Origin of the sequence: Mesorhizobium argentiipisi (SeqCode) (assembly GCF_037179585.1) — a bacterium.
GTDB lineage: Bacteria > Pseudomonadota > Alphaproteobacteria > Rhizobiales > Rhizobiaceae > Mesorhizobium > Mesorhizobium argentiipisi.
Genome location: NZ_JAPYKO010000010.1, coordinates 110,888 through 127,214, shown reverse-complemented (window position 1 = coordinate 127,214; position 16,327 = coordinate 110,888). Strand labels below are relative to the sequence as shown.

The following is a 16,327-nucleotide window of genomic DNA, read 5'->3' as shown; positions in this document are numbered from 1 at the left end:
AACGCGATGACGCCGGTCAAACCTCGATCGGGTTGAGCTTCAGGTGCTGGATCAGGATGATCGTCTTGGCATCGACGATGCGGCCGCCGGCGATACCGGCCAGCGCCTCGTCCAACGGCATTTCCAGAACCTCGATGTCCTCGCCTTCCTCCGGTGCGCCGCCGCCATCGGAAATGCGGTCGGCCGGCGAATAGCGCGCGGTGAAGAACCAGAGCCGTTCCGTCACGCTGCCCGGGCTCATGAACGGCGAAAACAGCCGCTCGACATCCTTCAGGTGGTAACCCAGTTCCTCCTCCGCTTCCTTGCGGATGGCGGTTTCGGGATCGTTTTCGTCGAGCAAGCCGGCGCAGGCCTCGATCAGCGGCTCGCGATGGCCCACGGCGTAAGCCGGGAACCGGAACTGCCGCACCAGGAGCACGGTCGAGCGCTGCGGATCGAAGGGCAGGATCACAGCGCCGTCGCCGCGATCGTAGGTCTGGCGGATCTGCGTCTCCCATCGCCCGTCGCGGCGGCGATAGTCGAGCACCGTCTTCTTCAGCACCGCCCAGTCGTCCGAAAGGACCTCCTCCGAACGGATGCGAACGCGATCTTCCATGACGATCTCCGTATTGGTGGCAAAGGGGTAACGACGAAAGGTGGCGCACGCAATCCTGGAAACCGGCTGGCCTCGAAACTGACTGGCATCGAAACCGACTGGTCCAGCGGGAGTTTCACCGGCTCGTGACTGGCGCGACGCGCCGCGGCTGCCTAGATAGCGGTATCTCGCCAGGAGCTCGTTTCATGACGTCATCGCTTTTCCAGCCGATCACCCTCGGCGGCCTCACTTTCCCCAATCGCATCGCGGTAGCGCCGATGTGCCAGTATTCGGCCGAGGACGGCTCGGCCAGCGACTGGCATCTTTATCACTGGATGAACCTGGCAATGTCGGGCGCCGGCATGGTGACCGTCGAAATGACCGATGTCGAGCGGCGCGGACGTATCTCGCATGGCTGCCTCGGCCTCTATTCCGACGACAACGAGGCGGCCGCCAAGCGCACGCTCGACGCCGCCAGGCGCGTCGCCGCACGCGGCACGAAATTCGGCGTCCAGCTTGCCCATGCCGGCCGCAAGGCCTCCAACCGCAAACCCTGGGAAGGCGGCGGTCCGCTGCAGGCTGGCGAGGATCCCTGGCAGACGGTTTCCGCCTCGGCTATCGCCTATGACACGGGCTGGAATGTGCCGCACGCATTGGAAGAGGACGAGATCCTGGAGCTCATTGCGCGCTTTGCGCAGGCGGCCGTGCGCGCCGAACGCGCCGGCTTCGACTTTGCTGAACTGCACGCCGCGCATGGCTATCTGATCTTCCAGTTCCTCTCGCCGCTCTCCAACCAGCGGACAGACCGCTGGGGCGGGTCGCTGGAAAACCGCATGCGCTTTGCGGTCGAAATCGCCAGGGCGGTGAGGAAGGCCGCTCCGTCCATGATGCTGGGCGCGCGCCTTTCGGTGAAGGAATGGGTCGAAGGCGGTTTCGACGTCGAGGACGCAATCGAGGTGGCCAAGGCGCTGAAGGCCGAGAGCATCGCCTATATCTGCTGCTCCAGCGGCGGCAATTCGCCCCTGCAGCAGGTGCCGCCCGGCCCCGGCTATCAGGTGCACCTGGCGGAAGCCGTGCGCAACGGCGCCGGCATTCCGACGCGCGCCGTTGGGCTGATCGACGATCCTAGCCAGGCCGAGGCGATCGTGGCCGACGGCCGTGCCGACATGGTGGCGCTGGCACGCGCATTCCTTGCCGACCCGCGCTGGGGCTGGCGCGCGGCGGCTGCCTTCGGCGAGGAAATCCATCCCGCGCCTCAACTGGCACGTTCGGTGACGACGATGCGGCATTGGATGAAGGCCGCCGGCTAGGGTGTGTTGAGATTCAGGTCAGGCCGAGCCGAGAACGATGGTTTCCGAGAACCGGAGCGGAGCGTACCTAAAGTACGTGAGCACCGGAAGCGCAGGAACCATCGCTCGCAGGCCGGCATCATCTGAATGTCAACGCAGCCTAGAGCAGTTCCAGGAAAAGCGTGACACGGTCAGGCTCGGCGGCTTCGCCGGGGCCTTCCGTCCGGAATTGCGTCAAAACAAAACTCGAAATCAGCAGAGTGCTGAGACGTTTGGGCGCAGGATCCTCGCCACAACCGCAACCAATTTGGCCGTTTTACGTTGGCGGCCATGATAGACAACAAGCCCTTTGAAAAGCCGGTGGTGGTCGAACTCGGCCACGTCGGCAAATATCGCCAAATCCGAAGCACCCGCGAAGCAGCCGAGTGCCTGATGACCGTTTGGCCGCTCAATCGCGGCGAGCGCCATCGTGATGCTCTGGACACTTGCCTCAAGGCGCTGGAAGGTTATCGTTCGACAGCGGACGCGCGTCGCGCCCTCGTCGAGGCAGCCAGGGAATCGGAAGTGCTGGTTCCTGAAGACAGGCTGCCCGATGGAAAGCTGCATTGAGCGGGTTTCTTAACCGGAGGATTCCATGGCGAAGCTGACTTACAAGATCGTCGAGCATGATGGCGGCTGGGCCTACAAGGTCGGTTCGACATTCTCTGAAACTTTCCGCACACACCAGGAAGCGCTGCGCGCCGCCGAAATCGCCTCCGCCGAGCAGCAGGTCGCCGGCACCACGGACGGCATCCAGTACGAGGATGCTGAAGGAAAGTGGCACGACGAATTGGCCGATGGCCGCGACCGGCCGCAGACCGAAGTATCTGACTAAAAATTGAAATCCGCCCCGGCCGGCAAAGCCCTAAGGCTTCATGCCGGCCGCCGGCGGCTGGGCGGAGCTACTTGCCGCAATAATTGTCGTTGACGTTCTGCTGTGAGTTGGCGTCCGGGCCGGGTGTATTGTGAGCGCACGGCCCCATGGCTCCGTTGCTGTTACCGTAGGTGCTCAACCCTGAGCCTCCATAGATGCTGCCGGTCGTGTAAGGATCGACCTGCTCGCTCACGTCGGGGCGATGGTCGCGGTGCCACCACCACCAGTCATCTGATGACTGCGCCATGGCCGCGCCGCCCATGGCCAGCACCAGCGCCGAAGCTGCGATAAGTCTTGTAAGCATCGGATTTCTCCATTCTCTCGATCGCAAAATATATGGGGCCGAAGCCCCACAGCGACACAGACGAAACCCTGCGGCAGGGGCCAAAGTTCCACCGGAAATTGCGGGTGAGACGACACTTTTGTGTGACGCTTCGTGAACGGTTGTAGGGGGACACGCAGGGCGTCGCCCGAAATCATTGCGCGTTGGCGAAAGCACGCGCGGCGATACGTTTTATGAAAGCGACGACCCGTTCGGGTTCCACGAATTGCGGCATGTGGCCGAGACCTTCGACCCGTTCGAAGTCGAGCCCCCCGATCTTGTCCAGCATCGGTTCGCCATGCACGGCCTCGCCGATCACCCGGTCGTCGGTCCCGAACAGAATGCCTGCCGGCAGCGCTATATCGCGGTAACGCCGTTCGATTTCGCCAAGGTCCTGTTCCACCGCCACGACATCGGTGGAGATGGCGAAATAGTGGGAGGGACGCAGCCCGAGCCAGCCCCCGCCGGCGACCATGTAGTCCGCAGGAACCGCTTGCGGCGCGAAAATGAACCTCAGCGTCGGCTGCGCGTAACGAAGGCTGAGTGGTACCGCCACCGTATGGGCCAGGACGCGGCGCAACAGCCCCGAAGGAACATAGAGCAGGTCAAACCGCTCACGTATCCTCGCTTCGAGATGCGTCAGCGGCGAGAGCAGCGCAATGCCGGAAATCGCCGTCGGATGCCCGGCTGCCAGAGCAAGCGCGATGGCTCCGCCGAGCGAATGGCCGACGATGAGTGGCCGTTCCAGGCGCAATTCCTCGATGAAGCGCCGCAGGATGTCGGCCTGTTCGGACAATCGGCCCGTCGCACCCCTTGCTCGAACCGAATAGCCGGAGCCCGGCCGGTCGAGCGCGATCAAATGGTAACCAGGACCGAAGCGTCCGAACAGCGTGCGGCGGAAATGGTGGAGTTGAGCGCCGAGCCCGTGCACGAAGACGATCGGCCTGCCCTCGCCTTCTTCCACATAGTGGATGCGGTGCCGTCGACCTCGATGAATTTTCCGCAAGCCGGCACCAGTTCTTCGGCCTTTGCCGCGATCCGCCAGGTCGCAAGCGTCACGGCGAGGACGACAAGCACGACGGCGGCAAGCAAGCCGGCAAGCAGCCACAAGACAATCGATATCAGCATGTTTTCATCCGGCCCGACCGACCGCACCATATCGGCAACGGCAGCCGCCATAAGCGCGCATCCGACACATCCGGGTTTCGCATTGCCGCCGGCCGCCGGCCGAGTTATCTCAGGCGACCTATTGTGCCGGAGCCCGCCATGCCTGAAATCGTCACCGCCGCCATGCTCGTCATCGGCGACGAGATCCTCTCCGGCCGCACCAAGGACAAGAACATCGGCCACCTCGCCGACATCATGACGGCGATCGGCATCGATCTTAAGGAAGTGCGCATCGTCCCCGACGAGGAGAACGAGATCGTTGCGGCGGTGAATGCCGTGCGCGCCCGTTATACCTACGTCTTTACCACCGGCGGCATCGGCCCAACGCATGACGATATCACCGCCGATTCGATCGCCAAGGCCTTCGGCGTGCCCTGCGAATACGACGCCAGGGCCTATGCGCTGCTCGAAGCAAGCTATGCCGGGCGCGACATCGAATTCACCGAAGCGCGCAAGCGCATGGCGCGCATGCCGCGCGGCGCCGACCATATCGACAATCCCATTTCCGTCGCGCCGGGCTTCCGCATCGGCAATGTCCATGTCATGGCCGGCGTGCCGTCGATCTTCCAGGCCATGCTCGACAATGTCGTGCCGACACTTAGGGCCGGCACGAAGATGCTGTCGGCCACGGTGCACTGTCCCTTCGGCGAAGGATTGATCGGCGGGCCGCTGGCCGAGATCCAGAAGGCGCATCCCGACACGATCATCGGCTCTTATCCCAAATATGGCGACGGCAAGTTCTGGACCGAACTCGTCGTCCGAGCCCGCAGCGAGGAAGCGCTGGAGGCCGCGCGCAAGGACGTCGAGGCGATGGTGGCGGGCTTGGCCAAGGCAGGCTGACCGGGCCATTCGGCTGGAACCAGTCAACGCGCTGAGGCGTTCCCTTGCCGCGCGCACGCGTAGCGCAAACAATTGAGGGACCGGTCATGCGCTTCAAGACAATCGTCGCCATTTTGCAGAACGAGCAGGACGCCGAGCGCGTCCTCGATTACGCCCTTCCGCTTGCCGAAAGGTTTGAGAGCCATCTCGTCGGTATCCATGCCGAGGCGCTTCCCCTGCCCTACACGTCGGCCACCGGCTTTCCCGATACCGAATTCCTCCAGGTCTCGGCTGAGATGAACAAGGAACGCGCCGACAAGTTGCAGGCCTATTTTTTGAAACGGATCGAGGAATCCGGCCTGTCCTTCGAGTGGCGGAGCCTGGAAAGCTTCTCCGGCGACAGCGCGCTGACCGGCATATCGAGCGTGCGCGCCGCCGATCTGATCATTGCCGCGCAGCGTGACACCGGCGGCGATCCGACCGCCGACGTCGACACGTTGGTCTACGATGCCGGCCGGCCGGTTCTGGTCGTGCCCCATGCCGGGCCGCTGGTCACCACCTTCAGACGTGTGCTGCTTGCCTGGAACGGCAGCAAGGAAGCGGCCCGGGCCGCGTTCGATGCCCTGCCCTTCATCGCCGAGGCCGACAAGACGGACATTCTCGTCATCGACCCGCCGGAGACACTCGATGAATCTGCAGAAGCCGCCGGCGCCGAGATCGCAGCGGCGCTGTCGCGTCACGGTGCCAATGTCAGCGTCTCCGTGCAGAAATCGGACGGCTCCTCGGTGGACGATATCATCCAGTCGCGAATAACTGAGTCCGGCGCCGATCTTCTGGTGCTCGGCGCCTACAGCCACTCCTGGCTGCGCCAGCTTCTGTTCGGCGGGGTCACCCGCACGGTGCTGCGCACGACTAATGTCGCGGCCTTCTTGTCGCGGTGAGCGCAGGTCTCGAACCCGTAGCGGTTTCGAGGCCGCGACCTGTGTCATGCTAAAACGCGTCGCTTCAATTCGTCTCAGCGCGCCGCGCATCGAGTCCACAGCCCTCCCCCTTGCCAAGCCCAGCGCTTTCCGGCTAATTCCGCCTGCATTCCAGTGTTTCTGCGCGCCGACGGCGCGCCTTGCGGAGTGCGCGAACCATGTCCCTTCCCGAAAAAGCTTTCCCCGTCTCCTGGGACCAGTTCCACCGCGACGCCCGCGCGCTTTCCTGGCGGCTGTCCGGCGCCAACAAGGGACAATGGAAAGCGATCGTCTGCATCACGCGCGGCGGGCTGGTGCCCGCCGCCATCATCGCGCGCGAGCTTGGCATCCGCGTCATCGAAACAGTGTGCGTTGCCTCCTATCATGACTACACCAGTCAGGGTCAGTTGCAGGTCCTGAAGGAGATTTCGCCTCCGCTGCTCGTCGATGACGGGGCCGGCGTGCTGATAATCGACGACCTGACCGATACCGGCAAGACTGCGGGCATAGTGCGCGCCATGATGCCGAAGGCACATTTCGCGACCGTCTATGCCAAGCCGAAGGGCCGCCCGCTGGTCGACATATTCGTCACCGAGGTCAGCCAGGACACCTGGATCTACTTTCCTTGGGATATGGGCTTCACTTACCAGAAGCCGATCGCGGACGATCACGCCGGCTGAGCGGCCTTCACGTTTCGAGAGGAACTGCCTCAAAGGCAGGTCCTGTAACCGCGCCAATGAGCGCAACTACTTGGGCAAATGACCTTTTCTGGTGGCATTTCCCGATTGAGTGAAGTTTTTTACTTTTAAAGCCCATAATTCGCCCTAAGATTTGTAAGGTGGCAAACGATTCTGGAGGCTTGGGGCAGCTTCTTACTATGTTGACGAGGTCGACGACGCACAACCAGATGGCCGAGAGAGTCCGGCGACTCTTCGGCGTCGCGCCTTGTCGCCTGCAGGTGGCCGCGTTGCCTTGGCGCGAGGGCGAGAACGGCGTGGAGATCATGCTGATCACCAGTCGCGACACCGGGCGCTGGGTGCTGCCCAAGGGTTGGCCGGAGGCTAGGGAACCGCTTTGCGAGGCCGCCGCGCGCGAAGCGGGCGAGGAAGCCGGGCTGCGCGGCACCGTCTCGCATCTTGAAGCCGGCCGCTATTTCTATGCCAAGGTCCTTGCCTCAGGCGAGGAAGTGCCTTGCGAGGTGCTGGTCTTTCCGCTGCATGTCGAGCGCGTGGCGGATCGCTGGAAAGAGAAGCGCGCGCGCACCCGCAAATGGGTCGGCCCGAACGAAGCCGTCCGTATGGTCAACGAACCCGACCTCTGCCAGATCATCGCCGGCTTCTGCGCCGCGCCGCACAAGTTCGCCTGATTCAAAGCAATCCCAGGAAAAGTGTGAGCGGTTAGGCTCGGCGGCTTCGTCTTAGCCTTCCGTCCGGAATTGCGTGGATCGTCAGACGCGGCCGAAATCATCGGAACTGAGCCGGGTCCAACGATCGCCCATCAGCCCGCCGATGAAGATGTCGCCGGAGCGGACCGCCTCCGTGACCTCGGCAACGCGCGAGCGGACCATGGTGCCTCCGGCATAATGGAAGAAGACGTTCTTGTAGCCGAAGAGCTGAGGCATGAACCTGCTCTGGGTCTGGCCGGTAATGCCTACGCAGCCCAAATCCCGCGCGGCCGCAATGAGAGCATCCAGCGTTGCGCCCCAGTGGGATCCGGACGCCTGGATTTGCAACAGGTTCGCGATACCGCCGGCCTCGCCATAGAAGGCGTAGCACCCCAGCATCTTGCCCGTTTCGTCGTCAATCCCGCCGAAATGAAGCGGCCCGTCGGCCCGCTTCTCAGCCGCCAGCGCGAGCAACCGCGGCAGCTCGCCATCCTTCCAGCTCGGACGCAGGGAATAGTCGGCCATGAGGACGGGCAGCCGCTCCGCAAATTGGGCCACATCGATCGGCTCCCTGTGGATTCGTTGGCTTGACGAATGCTGGGCCGGCGGATCGAACCGTCTTCGTGCAAGCGCATCAAATGCTCCCGCGAAGGGATCGAGCGCAAGCCGAGGCAGCCCCGGCCATTTGCGGCGCACTGTGGCGACGGCCATGGCGCCCGGCCGGAAAACACAGGTCCATTCCAGACAATGCACCGGCAGGAGCTGATACTTCATCGGACGCGCGAAGGCCAAGGATGTCCGGTTGGCGGAATCGGTCAGGTACAGGTCGAATTCGCTCTGATGCAGGGCACGCAGCAATTGCGGCCCGGCCCAACCGTGATCGATGCTGGAGTCGGTCATGAACGGACCGATGATGGCAGCGTTCAATGCCGTTCTGTTAAGCTCATATCGAGCTTTCAGAACGCCCATGAAGCCCCCCAATCGGCCCTGTGGATTGATCTGGACAAGAGCCTTGCTCTTATCCCCATCAAGGTAAAGCTTCCTCATATAGTCCGCCGTCTGTGCGATCGCGCGATCGCGCTGGCGGCGACGATGGCGAAATTTCATCAGGAACAACGCGGCGACGTGCTCGAGATCCTCGGCGGCTAAAGGCCGGACCGAACCATGGGATTCCAGCGCCGACGGCCCAACCACCTTGCCCGGGCTCGCTTTTGCGGAAACCGGATTCATCGTGAATGCCTAGACCAGAACGCTAAAGGCTGCCGTTCTTCCCAAAGAAGTCTCCATGCGGTCGGCTTCCTGCAAAAATCTCTCCAAGAGGCCTTCTTCTGCCATATCTGATTTTCTTTTCTGTAAATACAGTCAAATCATTGCCTGAAAGCGCGTGAATAGCTAAAATCTGAAATAAAATCTCCTAAACTTCTATGTGTAAAGTTTTGACAAACATATTGAGCCACTCTAACCGCATAACGGGAGAGCGGTTGCAACCGCGTTGCGGCTGATGGCGCCCGGCAGAGGCCGGGCGCCATCCTTCCTCAGGCGACGAGGCCCTTGGTCAGTTCGAGTGCCTGACGCTCGAACAGCCGCCGGTAGATGCCGCCGTTCAGCCGGATCAGCTCGTCATGCGAACCTTCCTCGGCGATACGTCCGCGATCGAAGACCAGCAGCCGGTCGAGCGCCCGCACCGTCGAGAGCCGGTGCGCGATCACCAGGGTCGTGCGTCCGACCATCAACCGCTCCATCGCCTTCTGGATCAGCACCTCCGATTCCGAATCGAGGCTCGACGTCGCCTCGTCCAGGATCAGGATGCGGGCGTCGGCCAGGAAGGCGCGGGCGATCGCCACGCGCTGGCGCTCGCCGCCCGACAGTTTCACGCCGCGCTCGCCGACCAGGGTTCCATAGCCCTTGGGCAGGCTGGTGATGAAATCATGCGCGCTGGCGAGTTTGGCCGCATGCTCGATCTCGGCCTGGCTGGCGCCGGGCTTGGCATAGGCGATGTTCTCGGCGAGCGAGCGGTGGAACAGGATCGGCTCCTGCTGGACGATGGCGATCTGGCTGCGCAGCGACGCCTGCTCGACCTGCGAGATGTCCTGCCCGTCGATCAGGATCCGTCCGGCGTTCACGTCATAGAGGCGCTGGATCAGCTTGACGAAGGTCGTCTTGCCCGAACCCGAATGCCCGACCAGCCCGATGCGTTCGCCCGTCGCGATATCGACCGAGAAATCGCGGTAGAGCGGCAGAAGGTGATTGCCGTAGTGGAACGTCACCTTGTCGAAGGCGATGTGCCCATCGGTGATCCGGATCGGCCGGGCGCCGGACCGGTCCTCGATGCCGAGCGGTTCGGACTGGAAGTCGACCAGTTCCTCCATGTCGTTGATCGAGCGCTGCAGGTTGCGGATATGCGTGCCGATGTCGCGCAGATAGCCCTGCAGCACGAAGAATGAGGTCAGCACGAAAGCGACATCGCCGGCGCTCGCCTGGCCCCAGGCCCACAGCATGAGGACAAGACCGACGACCGCCGCCCGCATCAGCAGCAGCAGCACCCCTTGCGTGGTGCCGTTGGCGGTGCCGCGCATCCAGGTGCGGCCGGTGCGCAGGCGCCATTTGGCGACGACGCGCGCCAGCCGCGCTTCCTCGCGGGTCTCCGCGCCGAAGCCCTTGACGACGGCGTTGCAGCTCACCGCGTCTGCCAGCGAGCCGCCCAGCCGCGTGTCCCAGCTGTTGGCGAGCCGCGCGGCAGGCGCGACATAGCCGAGCGACAGCATCGCCGTGACGGCGATGAACAGCACCGAACCGGCGGCCACCACGGCCCCCATTAACGGCCAGAACCAGCCAAGCAGCAGCGTCGAACCGACGAGCATGACGACCGACGGCAGAAGCGCGATCAGGATCGTGTCGTTGAGCAGGTCCAGCGCCCACATGCCGCGCGTTATCTTGCGTACCGTCGATCCGGCAAAGCTGTTGGCGTGCCAGTCCGTCGAGAAGCGCTGCACCCGATGGAAGGCATCGGCGGCAATGTCCGACATCATTTTCAGCGTCAACTCGACGATACACAGGAAGGCGACATTGCGCAGCACGACGCCAGCCAGCGCCAGCGCGATCAGCATCGAGAACGCCGTCATCGCCGCATTCCAGGCAACTGCCTCGGTTCCGGCGCCGCTGGCGACCGCATCGACCAGGCGGCCGGAATAGAAAGGTGTCAGCACGTCGGCCAGCGTCGAGAGCAGGAATGCGCCCATGATGAGCGAAAGCCGCCACGGCTGGCGCCGCCAGTGGCCGAACGTAAAGCCAAGCACGCTGCGAAAGGCGCTCGCGCGCAGATCGATCTTGAAACGAGCCATGATGTCATCCGGGCGCGAACGAGCCCGGTCCCGGTAAAATCAAAATTGGAAAACCCGCATCCGCGCCTGCGGCGCCCCAAAAGAGCGGGAGATTCAGTATGGTAGGCCGTCTGCCCTGAGGCGGCAGCCGGCAGCGGCAAATGCCTGTTCCGCGTCTGGCTCTCCGAGAAACCATCGGAGGGCCGGCGCCGACCTAGGCCTCGCGGCCTCGCATAACGATGTCAAATCCTGCCATACGGTCCTCCCGGAAGGGAATCGCGGAGAGGCCGTTATAGGCAGGCATCAGCCGATCGCCAAGCCGGCCCGTCGCCAAAACGACATTTGGTCCAAGCACTGAGACGAATTTGCAACAACGGCGGGTTGTGGCCGGGCCTCAGGCAGCGGGTGAGCGATCCAGTCGCATGTAGCGTCCTTCCGCCCGGAATCCGAACTTCTGGTAGAGGCTGTGAGCGTCGCTGGTCGTAAGGCTCCAATGAGAAACGGTTTTCATATCGGGATGATCGAGGAGTGCCTGCACAAGCCGTTTTCCGATGCCATGCCCACGACGCTCCGGCCAGACGATGACATCGGCAAGATAGGCAAAGACCGTGTAGTCGGTGATTGCGCGGGCGAACCCGACCTGCTCGCCGTCGAGATAGGCGCCCACGCAAAGCGAGTTGTCGAAGGCGCGGCGGTTGGCCTCGTCAGTTCGCGACGCACCCCAATAGCTTTGCATGAGCAGATCGGAGGTTGCCCGGAAATCGATCCGCGACAGGTCGAAACTGATTTCAACATCCTGCATGCGCGGCGCAATCTGGCGGACTAGCCGCGGTCCCGGAACCGGTTGGTGATCGGATAACGGCGGTCGCGGCCGAAATTCTTCCGTGTGATCTTCACGCCGGGCGCCGCCTGCCTGCGCTTGTATTCGGCGATGTAAAGCAGGTGCTCGACGCGCGTCACCGTCGCCCGGTCGTGGCCTCGCGCGACGATGTCCTCGACGCTCATCTCGTTCTCCACCAGGCATTCCAGGATGTCGTCCAGCACCGGATAGGGCGGCAGCGAATCCTGGTCGGTCTGGTTCTCGCGCAGCTCCGCCGACGGCGCCTTGTCGATGATGTTCTTCGGGATGACCTCGCCCGACGGCCCAAGCGCGCCCGGCGGCACATGCGAATTGCGCCAGCGCGACAGCGCGTAGACCTGCATCTTGTAGAGATCCTTGATCGGATTGAAGCCGCCATTCATGTCGCCGTAAAGCGTAGCGTAGCCGACCGACATTTCGCTCTTGTTGCCCGTGGTGACCACCATTGAGCCGAACTTGTTGGAGATTGCCATCAGGATCGTGCCGCGCGCGCGGCTCTGCAGGTTCTCCTCGGTGATGCCTTCCTGGGTGCCCTCGAAGAGCTGCGTCAGCGCATGCCTGAAGCCTTCGACAGGCTCGGAGATTGGCACGATGTCGTAGCGGCAGCCAAGCGCGCGCGCGCAGTCCTCGGCATCCTTCAGCGAATCCTTCGATGTATAGCGATATGGCATCATAACGGTGCGCAGCCGCTCTTCGCCCAGCGCATCGACGGCGAGTGCCGCGCAGATCGCCGAGTCGATGCCGCCGGAGAGGCCGAGCACCACATTCTTGAAGCCGTTCTTGTTGACATAATCGCGCAGGCCCAGCATGCAGGCGCGATAGTCGGCCTCTTCACGATCGGGGATCTTCGACATCGGGCCTTCCGAGCAGACCCAGCTGTCTCCCTTCCTTTTCCAGGTGGTGACGTCGACCGCCTCCTCGAACTGACTCATCTGGAAGGCAAGCGTCTTGTCGGCGCCGATGGCAAATGAAGCACCGTCGAAGATCAGCTCGTCCTGGCCGCCGAGTTGGTTGGCGTAAATCATCGGCAAGCCGGTTTCGATGACCTGCCGGATGACGATCTGGTGGCGAACGTCGATCTTGGCGCGGTAATAGGGCGAGCCGTTCGGCACCAAAAGGATCTCGGCGCCGCTTTCGGCCAGCGTCTCGCAGACGGCAATATCGCCCCAGATATCCTCGCAGATCGGAATGCCGATGCGCACGCCGCGGAAATTGACCGGACCCTGCAGTTCCGGCCCGGCCTGGAAGACGCGCTTCTCGTCGAACTCACCATAGTTGGGCAAATCGAGCTTGTAGCGTTCTGCAATGATCTTGCCGCCATCGGCGAAGACGATGGAGTTATGCGTGCCGGACCGGCGCTTCAGCGGCGTGCCGATGATGACACCGGGACCGCCATCGGCCGTGTCGTTGGCGACATCCTGCACGGCCTTCTCGCATGCCTTCAGGAAGGAAGGCTTAAGCACCAGGTCTTCAGGCGGATAGCCGGCAAGGAAGAGCTCGGTATAGAGCACCAGATCGGCGCCCTGCCGCGCCGCGTCCGCCCTCGCCTCGCGCGCTTTTGCCAGATTGCCGGCGACGTCGCCGACGGTCGGGTTGAGCTGGGCAACGGCGATGCGCAGGATATCGGGAGCGGTCTTGGTCATGGAACGGATTTAGCGTGGCTCAAATCGCGCCGCAATGGCGTTTGGTTGTGCCACTTAGGATCGATCGAGGGACATCGATCGTATCCCGACTAATCGGCGAAGCCGATTATGTCCCTGATCGATCGAAGATCGTATCCTGACTAATCGGCAGAGCCGACTATGTCCCTGATCGATCGACGACGTTCGTATCCCAACCACCTAATCGCCCATATATTCGCGCAACGCCTCCGCCGAGCGATTCTCGCCGATCGACATCGCCAGGATGCGCGAGATGTGGCGGCGCGGCAGGCCGGTCTCGGCCGACCATTGGTTGATCTGCGCCTGGATCTTGTCGAGGTCCCGCTTCGAGGTCGGGTTCTCGGCGATATCGAGGCCGGCATCGCGCAATGCCGCCGCCATATCGGCGGAGACGACGAACGTGTCCCATTCCAGCCAGCGCAGGAAATACTGGCCGGTGTTGCCGCCCAGCCGGCTGCCATGCTTGGCGAGATACGCGGTCAGGCCGACCTGATCGTCCGCCGGCCATCCGGCGATGAATTCGCCGAAGCTGCCATGTTCCTTCGAGACGCGATCGACGAAGGCGGCGTTGTCGCGCACCGACTTGATCTTCTGCGGGTTGCGCACGATGCGGCTGTCGGACGCCAGCTCGTGCCAGAAATCGTCGGGCTGGAACAAAAGCCGCTTCGGCTCGAAGCCGAGGAACGCTTCCTCGAAACCCGGCCATTTCTGTTCGATGACGCGCCACACGAAACCGGCGGCGAAAACGCGCTCGGCCATGGTGGAGAGAATTCGGTCGTCAGGGACTTTCGCCACCGCCTGGTTGTCAGGCGCAGGACCAAGCAGCGGAGCGAGCACCGCCTCGCCACCCTTGCGCTTTGCCGCCCGCGCCTGGATTTTCTGGAAATCGAGCATCGTTGTCCTCGCCTGTTCGCCGCAATCTAGCACTTCACGCCCGGCCCGGCAGCCTCTACGTCTATTGATGCTCGGGCGAAGGAGAGGACAGATGAACAAGATCGTCGAGGATATGGCGAACCGTTTGCTCAAGCGGAAGCCGGAAGGTTTCGGTCCGCTCGAGAGCCGCGTCCTCCAGTCGACGCTTGAGCGCACCACCATCACCCGCGACACCAACAAGGCCGTCGCCTTCCACGCGACGTATGGCGACCGCGTCGCCGATACCATCGCCAGGATCGGCGGCTCCTGGTCCTTCATCCTCGGCTTCCTTGCCTTTCTGGTTGTTTGGACCGTCGGCAATGCCTGGCTGCTGACGCGCGACGCTTTCGACCCCTACCCCTTCATCTTCCTCAACCTGGTGCTGTCGATGCTCGCGGCGATACAGGCGCCGGTGATAATGATGTCGCAGAACCGTCAGACCGAGCGTGACCGCATCGACGCGGCCCACGACTACGAGGTCAATCTGAAGGCCGAGATCGAGATCATGGCCCTGCATGAAAAGCTGGACGAGCTGCGCCACAGCGAGATCATCGGCATGCGGGACGAGATCATGCGCATGGCCGAGCAGATCAGGCGCATCGACGAGAAACTGTCGGCGCGGCCCGCAACGGAATGAGCGAGACCGTCCACCATCTCATCGAGCAATACGGGCTGATCGCGGTCTTCCTGGGTTGCGTCGCCGAAGGCGAAAGCGCGGCAATCCTTGGCGGCTTCTTTGCCCATCAGCATGTTTTCGTGCTGTGGCAGACTTTCCTCGCCGCCTTTGTCGGCGCCTTCGCCGGCGACACCTTCTTCTTCACCATGGGGCGCAGCTTCGCCGAACATCGCTATGTGAGACTGTTGCGCAGGCGTCCGGGCTTCAGCCGCGCTTACCGCCTGCTCAACACCCATCCCAACATTTTCGTGCTGACCAACCGCTATATCTACGGCATGCGCCTGGTCGGCGGCGTCGCCGCCGGCCTGTCGACCGTGTCCGTGCCGCGTTTCGTCATCCTGAATGCCACCTCGTCCGCGGTCTGGGCGGCCCTGTTCTGCGGCATCGGCTTTGTCTTCGGCCTGGGCGCGGAGGAAATGGTGGGCCAGGCGTTTGCACGCCATGAGCGCCTGCTCATCGCCCTTGGCGTCGGCATCGTTGTCGCCGTGGTAGCCTGGTTGATAGGCCATCACTTCGCAAAGCGTGAACGCGCCAGGGAAGACCAGGCGGGATCGTGATCAATCGCGAGGATCAGATCGGCGCGCCGGTAAGGCGCTCGATCAAGGCGATGCCCCAGACGCCGCCGGCGATCACGATGGAAATCAGCACCGCCAGCGACCCGCAATCCTTGGCGAGCTGGATATCGATGTGGAATTCCCGCGAGATCGCGTCGCAAGCCGCCTCGATGCCGGTGTTGAGCACCTCGACCATGATCAGGAGCAGCACAGCGCCGATCAGCAGAGCATAGCCCCGCCAGGAGACCGAGATGAACCAGCCGGCCGGCAAGGCAAGCGCAAGCAGCATCAGTTCCTGCTGGAATGCTTTCTCATGTGCGGCAAGCTTGCGGAAGGCCCGTACCGAATTGATGAAAGCGTCGATCAGCCGCTGCATGCCCAGCCCCGTTTCGAGTAACCGTCAGGGGGATATCGCAACGGCCGGATCAAGGGAATAAGGCAGCCGAACCAAAAATCATTCGTCCGCCACCTTTATCGACGGCGTCGACTTCTCGAACTGGGGCAACCCGTCCTCGATCGAATAATAATCGCCCTTGTCGCCGACGAAGATGTGGCACTCGCCCTGCAGGCTCGTCGGTTCGTCGAAAGACCCGGCCAGAACCGACACATATGCGTCGTCCCTCGGCTTCCAGAACAGCGCCGATCCACATGTCTTGCAAAAGCCGCGCCTGGCAAAGGTGGAGGCTTCGTACCAGGTGAGGTTTTCCGCGCCGGTGATCGCGATATTGGCATCTGGAACATTGGTCGCGGCGTAGAAATGCCCGCTCTGCTTGCGGCACTGCGTACAGTGACAATAGATCACCCCGCGCAATGGGCCCCTCGTCCTGAAGCGCACCGCCCCGCACAGGCATGATCCGCTGTGATTTTCGTCCATCCCGGCCTCCTACATCGTCCGCTGCAGGATAGAATTCCAGGTTT

20 protein-coding genes are annotated in these 16,327 nt (G+C 62.8%); 9 read left to right on the top strand and 11 right to left on the bottom strand.

Features of this window, described 5'->3' with window-relative positions; translation table 11 throughout:
* Positions 1–16 precede the first annotated feature (16 nt).
* On the bottom strand, positions 17–595 hold the full coding sequence (locus tag O7A05_RS16075; RefSeq protein ID WP_337094037.1) for an NUDIX domain-containing protein: 579 nt from the start codon (positions 593–595) through the stop codon (positions 17–19).
* 185 nt (positions 596–780) lie between these two features.
* Here O7A05_RS16075 and O7A05_RS16070 point away from each other — a divergent pair, with 185 nt between their 5' ends.
* The 3 genes from O7A05_RS16070 (at position 781) to O7A05_RS16060 (ending at position 2,737) form a co-directional block, all read left to right on the top strand.
* Complete coding sequence (locus tag O7A05_RS16070) at positions 781–1,884, top strand: NADH:flavin oxidoreductase/NADH oxidase (RefSeq protein WP_337094036.1); 1,104 nt, start codon at positions 781–783, stop codon at positions 1,882–1,884.
* A gap of 309 nt (positions 1,885–2,193) precedes the next feature.
* Positions 2,194–2,472 (top strand): DUF982 domain-containing protein, encoded by a 279-nt coding sequence (locus tag O7A05_RS16065; protein WP_201410293.1) that lies wholly within the window; start codon positions 2,194–2,196, stop codon positions 2,470–2,472.
* Positions 2,473–2,497: 25 nt separating this feature from the next.
* Complete coding sequence (locus O7A05_RS16060; protein WP_140750592.1) at positions 2,498–2,737, top strand: DUF2188 domain-containing protein; 240 nt, start codon at positions 2,498–2,500, stop codon at positions 2,735–2,737.
* Between the two features lie 67 nt (positions 2,738–2,804).
* Here the strand turns inward: O7A05_RS16060 and O7A05_RS16055 are convergent, their stop codons facing one another.
* The 3 genes from O7A05_RS16055 to O7A05_RS16045 all read right to left on the bottom strand — a co-directional run bounded on the left by O7A05_RS16055 (position 2,805) and on the right by O7A05_RS16045 (position 4,277).
* Positions 2,805–3,080 (bottom strand): hypothetical protein, encoded by a 276-nt coding sequence (locus O7A05_RS16055; RefSeq protein WP_337094035.1) that lies wholly within the window; start codon positions 3,078–3,080, stop codon positions 2,805–2,807.
* Positions 3,081–3,252: 172 nt separating this feature from the next.
* Positions 3,253–4,029, bottom strand: coding sequence for an alpha/beta fold hydrolase (locus tag O7A05_RS16050; protein ID WP_337094094.1), 777 nt, complete (start codon positions 4,027–4,029; stop codon positions 3,253–3,255).
* On the bottom strand, positions 3,954–4,277 hold the full coding sequence (locus O7A05_RS16045) for a hypothetical protein (RefSeq protein WP_337094034.1): 324 nt from the start codon (positions 4,275–4,277) through the stop codon (positions 3,954–3,956). The genes O7A05_RS16050 and O7A05_RS16045 overlap by 76 nt, the downstream gene beginning before the upstream one ends.
* An 87-nt stretch (positions 4,278–4,364) precedes the next feature.
* Between O7A05_RS16045 and O7A05_RS16040 the strand changes: the two genes are divergently transcribed.
* From O7A05_RS16040 to O7A05_RS16025, 4 genes are all read left to right on the top strand, one after another.
* Positions 4,365–5,105, top strand: coding sequence for a competence/damage-inducible protein A (locus tag O7A05_RS16040; protein WP_337094033.1), 741 nt, complete (start codon positions 4,365–4,367; stop codon positions 5,103–5,105).
* A gap of 86 nt (positions 5,106–5,191) precedes the next feature.
* Positions 5,192–6,025: a universal stress protein gene (locus tag O7A05_RS16035; protein ID WP_337094032.1), complete on the top strand. Its 834-nt coding sequence runs from the start codon at positions 5,192–5,194 to the stop codon at positions 6,023–6,025.
* Positions 6,026–6,222: 197 nt separating this feature from the next.
* Positions 6,223–6,723 (top strand): xanthine phosphoribosyltransferase, encoded by a 501-nt coding sequence (gene gpt / locus O7A05_RS16030; protein ID WP_337094031.1) that lies wholly within the window; start codon positions 6,223–6,225, stop codon positions 6,721–6,723.
* Positions 6,724–6,920: 197 nt separating this feature from the next.
* Positions 6,921–7,409 (top strand): NUDIX hydrolase, encoded by a 489-nt coding sequence (locus O7A05_RS16025; RefSeq protein ID WP_337094030.1) that lies wholly within the window; start codon positions 6,921–6,923, stop codon positions 7,407–7,409.
* 81 nt (positions 7,410–7,490) lie between these two features.
* On the opposite strand, the gene O7A05_RS16020 is transcribed toward O7A05_RS16025, so the two are convergent.
* The 5 genes from O7A05_RS16020 to O7A05_RS16000 all read right to left on the bottom strand — a co-directional run bounded on the left by O7A05_RS16020 (position 7,491) and on the right by O7A05_RS16000 (position 14,161).
* On the bottom strand, positions 7,491–8,657 hold the full coding sequence (locus O7A05_RS16020; RefSeq protein WP_337094029.1) for a hypothetical protein: 1,167 nt from the start codon (positions 8,655–8,657) through the stop codon (positions 7,491–7,493).
* 305 nt (positions 8,658–8,962) lie between these two features.
* Entirely contained in the window at positions 8,963–10,768 is a 1,806-nt protein-coding gene (locus O7A05_RS16015; protein WP_337094028.1) for an ABC transporter ATP-binding protein, read from the bottom strand.
* A 373-nt stretch (positions 10,769–11,141) separates the two neighbouring features.
* Positions 11,142–11,549, bottom strand: a complete 408-nt coding sequence (locus O7A05_RS16010; RefSeq protein WP_337094027.1) for a GNAT family N-acetyltransferase — start codon at positions 11,547–11,549, stop codon at positions 11,142–11,144.
* 20 nt (positions 11,550–11,569) lie between these two features.
* Positions 11,570–13,249, bottom strand: a complete 1,680-nt coding sequence (locus tag O7A05_RS16005) for an NAD+ synthase (protein WP_337094026.1) — start codon at positions 13,247–13,249, stop codon at positions 11,570–11,572.
* A gap of 198 nt (positions 13,250–13,447) precedes the next feature.
* Positions 13,448–14,161: a DNA-3-methyladenine glycosylase I gene (locus O7A05_RS16000; protein ID WP_337094025.1), complete on the bottom strand. Its 714-nt coding sequence runs from the start codon at positions 14,159–14,161 to the stop codon at positions 13,448–13,450.
* A 91-nt stretch (positions 14,162–14,252) separates the two neighbouring features.
* Here O7A05_RS16000 and O7A05_RS15995 point away from each other — a divergent pair, with 91 nt between their 5' ends.
* Both O7A05_RS15995 and O7A05_RS15990 read left to right on the top strand, forming a co-directional pair.
* Positions 14,253–14,816, top strand: a complete 564-nt coding sequence (locus tag O7A05_RS15995) for a DUF1003 domain-containing protein (RefSeq protein ID WP_337094024.1) — start codon at positions 14,253–14,255, stop codon at positions 14,814–14,816.
* Positions 14,813–15,412, top strand: coding sequence for a DedA family protein (locus tag O7A05_RS15990; RefSeq protein WP_337094023.1), 600 nt, complete (start codon positions 14,813–14,815; stop codon positions 15,410–15,412). Before O7A05_RS15995 ends, O7A05_RS15990 begins: the two co-directional genes overlap by 4 nt.
* 13 nt (positions 15,413–15,425) lie before the next feature.
* Here the strand turns inward: O7A05_RS15990 and O7A05_RS15985 are convergent, their stop codons facing one another.
* Both O7A05_RS15985 and O7A05_RS15980 read right to left on the bottom strand, forming a co-directional pair.
* Complete coding sequence (locus O7A05_RS15985) at positions 15,426–15,785, bottom strand: diacylglycerol kinase (protein ID WP_224586893.1); 360 nt, start codon at positions 15,783–15,785, stop codon at positions 15,426–15,428.
* A 78-nt stretch (positions 15,786–15,863) separates the two neighbouring features.
* A complete protein-coding gene (locus O7A05_RS15980; protein WP_337094022.1) occupies positions 15,864–16,283 on the bottom strand; it encodes a GFA family protein in 420 nt (139 codons plus the stop codon).
* Positions 16,284–16,327: the final 44 nt, after the last annotated feature.

What these genes read in the sequence shown, in the direction of transcription:
- O7A05_RS16075 (WP_337094037.1), bottom strand. Translation starts at nt 595, where the DNA reads ATGGAAGATCGCGTTCGCATCCGTTCGGAGGAGGTCCTTTCGGACGAC.
- O7A05_RS16070 (WP_337094036.1), top strand. Translation starts at nt 781, where the DNA reads ATGACGTCATCGCTTTTCCAGCCGATCACCCTCGGCGGCCTCACTTTC.
- O7A05_RS16065 (WP_201410293.1), top strand. Translation starts at nt 2,194, where the DNA reads ATGATAGACAACAAGCCCTTTGAAAAGCCGGTGGTGGTCGAACTCGGC.
- O7A05_RS16060 (WP_140750592.1), top strand. Translation starts at nt 2,498, where the DNA reads ATGGCGAAGCTGACTTACAAGATCGTCGAGCATGATGGCGGCTGGGCC.
- O7A05_RS16055 (WP_337094035.1), bottom strand. Translation starts at nt 3,080, where the DNA reads ATGCTTACAAGACTTATCGCAGCTTCGGCGCTGGTGCTGGCCATGGGC.
- O7A05_RS16045 (WP_337094034.1), bottom strand. Translation starts at nt 4,277, where the DNA reads ATGGCGGCTGCCGTTGCCGATATGGTGCGGTCGGTCGGGCCGGATGAA.
- O7A05_RS16040 (WP_337094033.1), top strand. Translation starts at nt 4,365, where the DNA reads ATGCCTGAAATCGTCACCGCCGCCATGCTCGTCATCGGCGACGAGATC.
- O7A05_RS16035 (WP_337094032.1), top strand. Translation starts at nt 5,192, where the DNA reads ATGCGCTTCAAGACAATCGTCGCCATTTTGCAGAACGAGCAGGACGCC.
- gpt (WP_337094031.1), top strand. Translation starts at nt 6,223, where the DNA reads ATGTCCCTTCCCGAAAAAGCTTTCCCCGTCTCCTGGGACCAGTTCCAC.
- O7A05_RS16025 (WP_337094030.1), top strand. Translation starts at nt 6,921, where the DNA reads ATGTTGACGAGGTCGACGACGCACAACCAGATGGCCGAGAGAGTCCGG.
- O7A05_RS16020 (WP_337094029.1), bottom strand. Translation starts at nt 8,657, where the DNA reads ATGAATCCGGTTTCCGCAAAAGCGAGCCCGGGCAAGGTGGTTGGGCCG.
- O7A05_RS16015 (WP_337094028.1), bottom strand. Translation starts at nt 10,768, where the DNA reads ATGGCTCGTTTCAAGATCGATCTGCGCGCGAGCGCCTTTCGCAGCGTG.
- O7A05_RS16010 (WP_337094027.1), bottom strand. Translation starts at nt 11,549, where the DNA reads ATGCAGGATGTTGAAATCAGTTTCGACCTGTCGCGGATCGATTTCCGG.
- O7A05_RS16005 (WP_337094026.1), bottom strand. Translation starts at nt 13,249, where the DNA reads ATGACCAAGACCGCTCCCGATATCCTGCGCATCGCCGTTGCCCAGCTC.
- O7A05_RS16000 (WP_337094025.1), bottom strand. Translation starts at nt 14,161, where the DNA reads ATGCTCGATTTCCAGAAAATCCAGGCGCGGGCGGCAAAGCGCAAGGGT.
- O7A05_RS15995 (WP_337094024.1), top strand. Translation starts at nt 14,253, where the DNA reads ATGAACAAGATCGTCGAGGATATGGCGAACCGTTTGCTCAAGCGGAAG.
- O7A05_RS15990 (WP_337094023.1), top strand. Translation starts at nt 14,813, where the DNA reads ATGAGCGAGACCGTCCACCATCTCATCGAGCAATACGGGCTGATCGCG.
- O7A05_RS15985 (WP_224586893.1), bottom strand. Translation starts at nt 15,785, where the DNA reads ATGCAGCGGCTGATCGACGCTTTCATCAATTCGGTACGGGCCTTCCGC.
- O7A05_RS15980 (WP_337094022.1), bottom strand. Translation starts at nt 16,283, where the DNA reads ATGGACGAAAATCACAGCGGATCATGCCTGTGCGGGGCGGTGCGCTTC.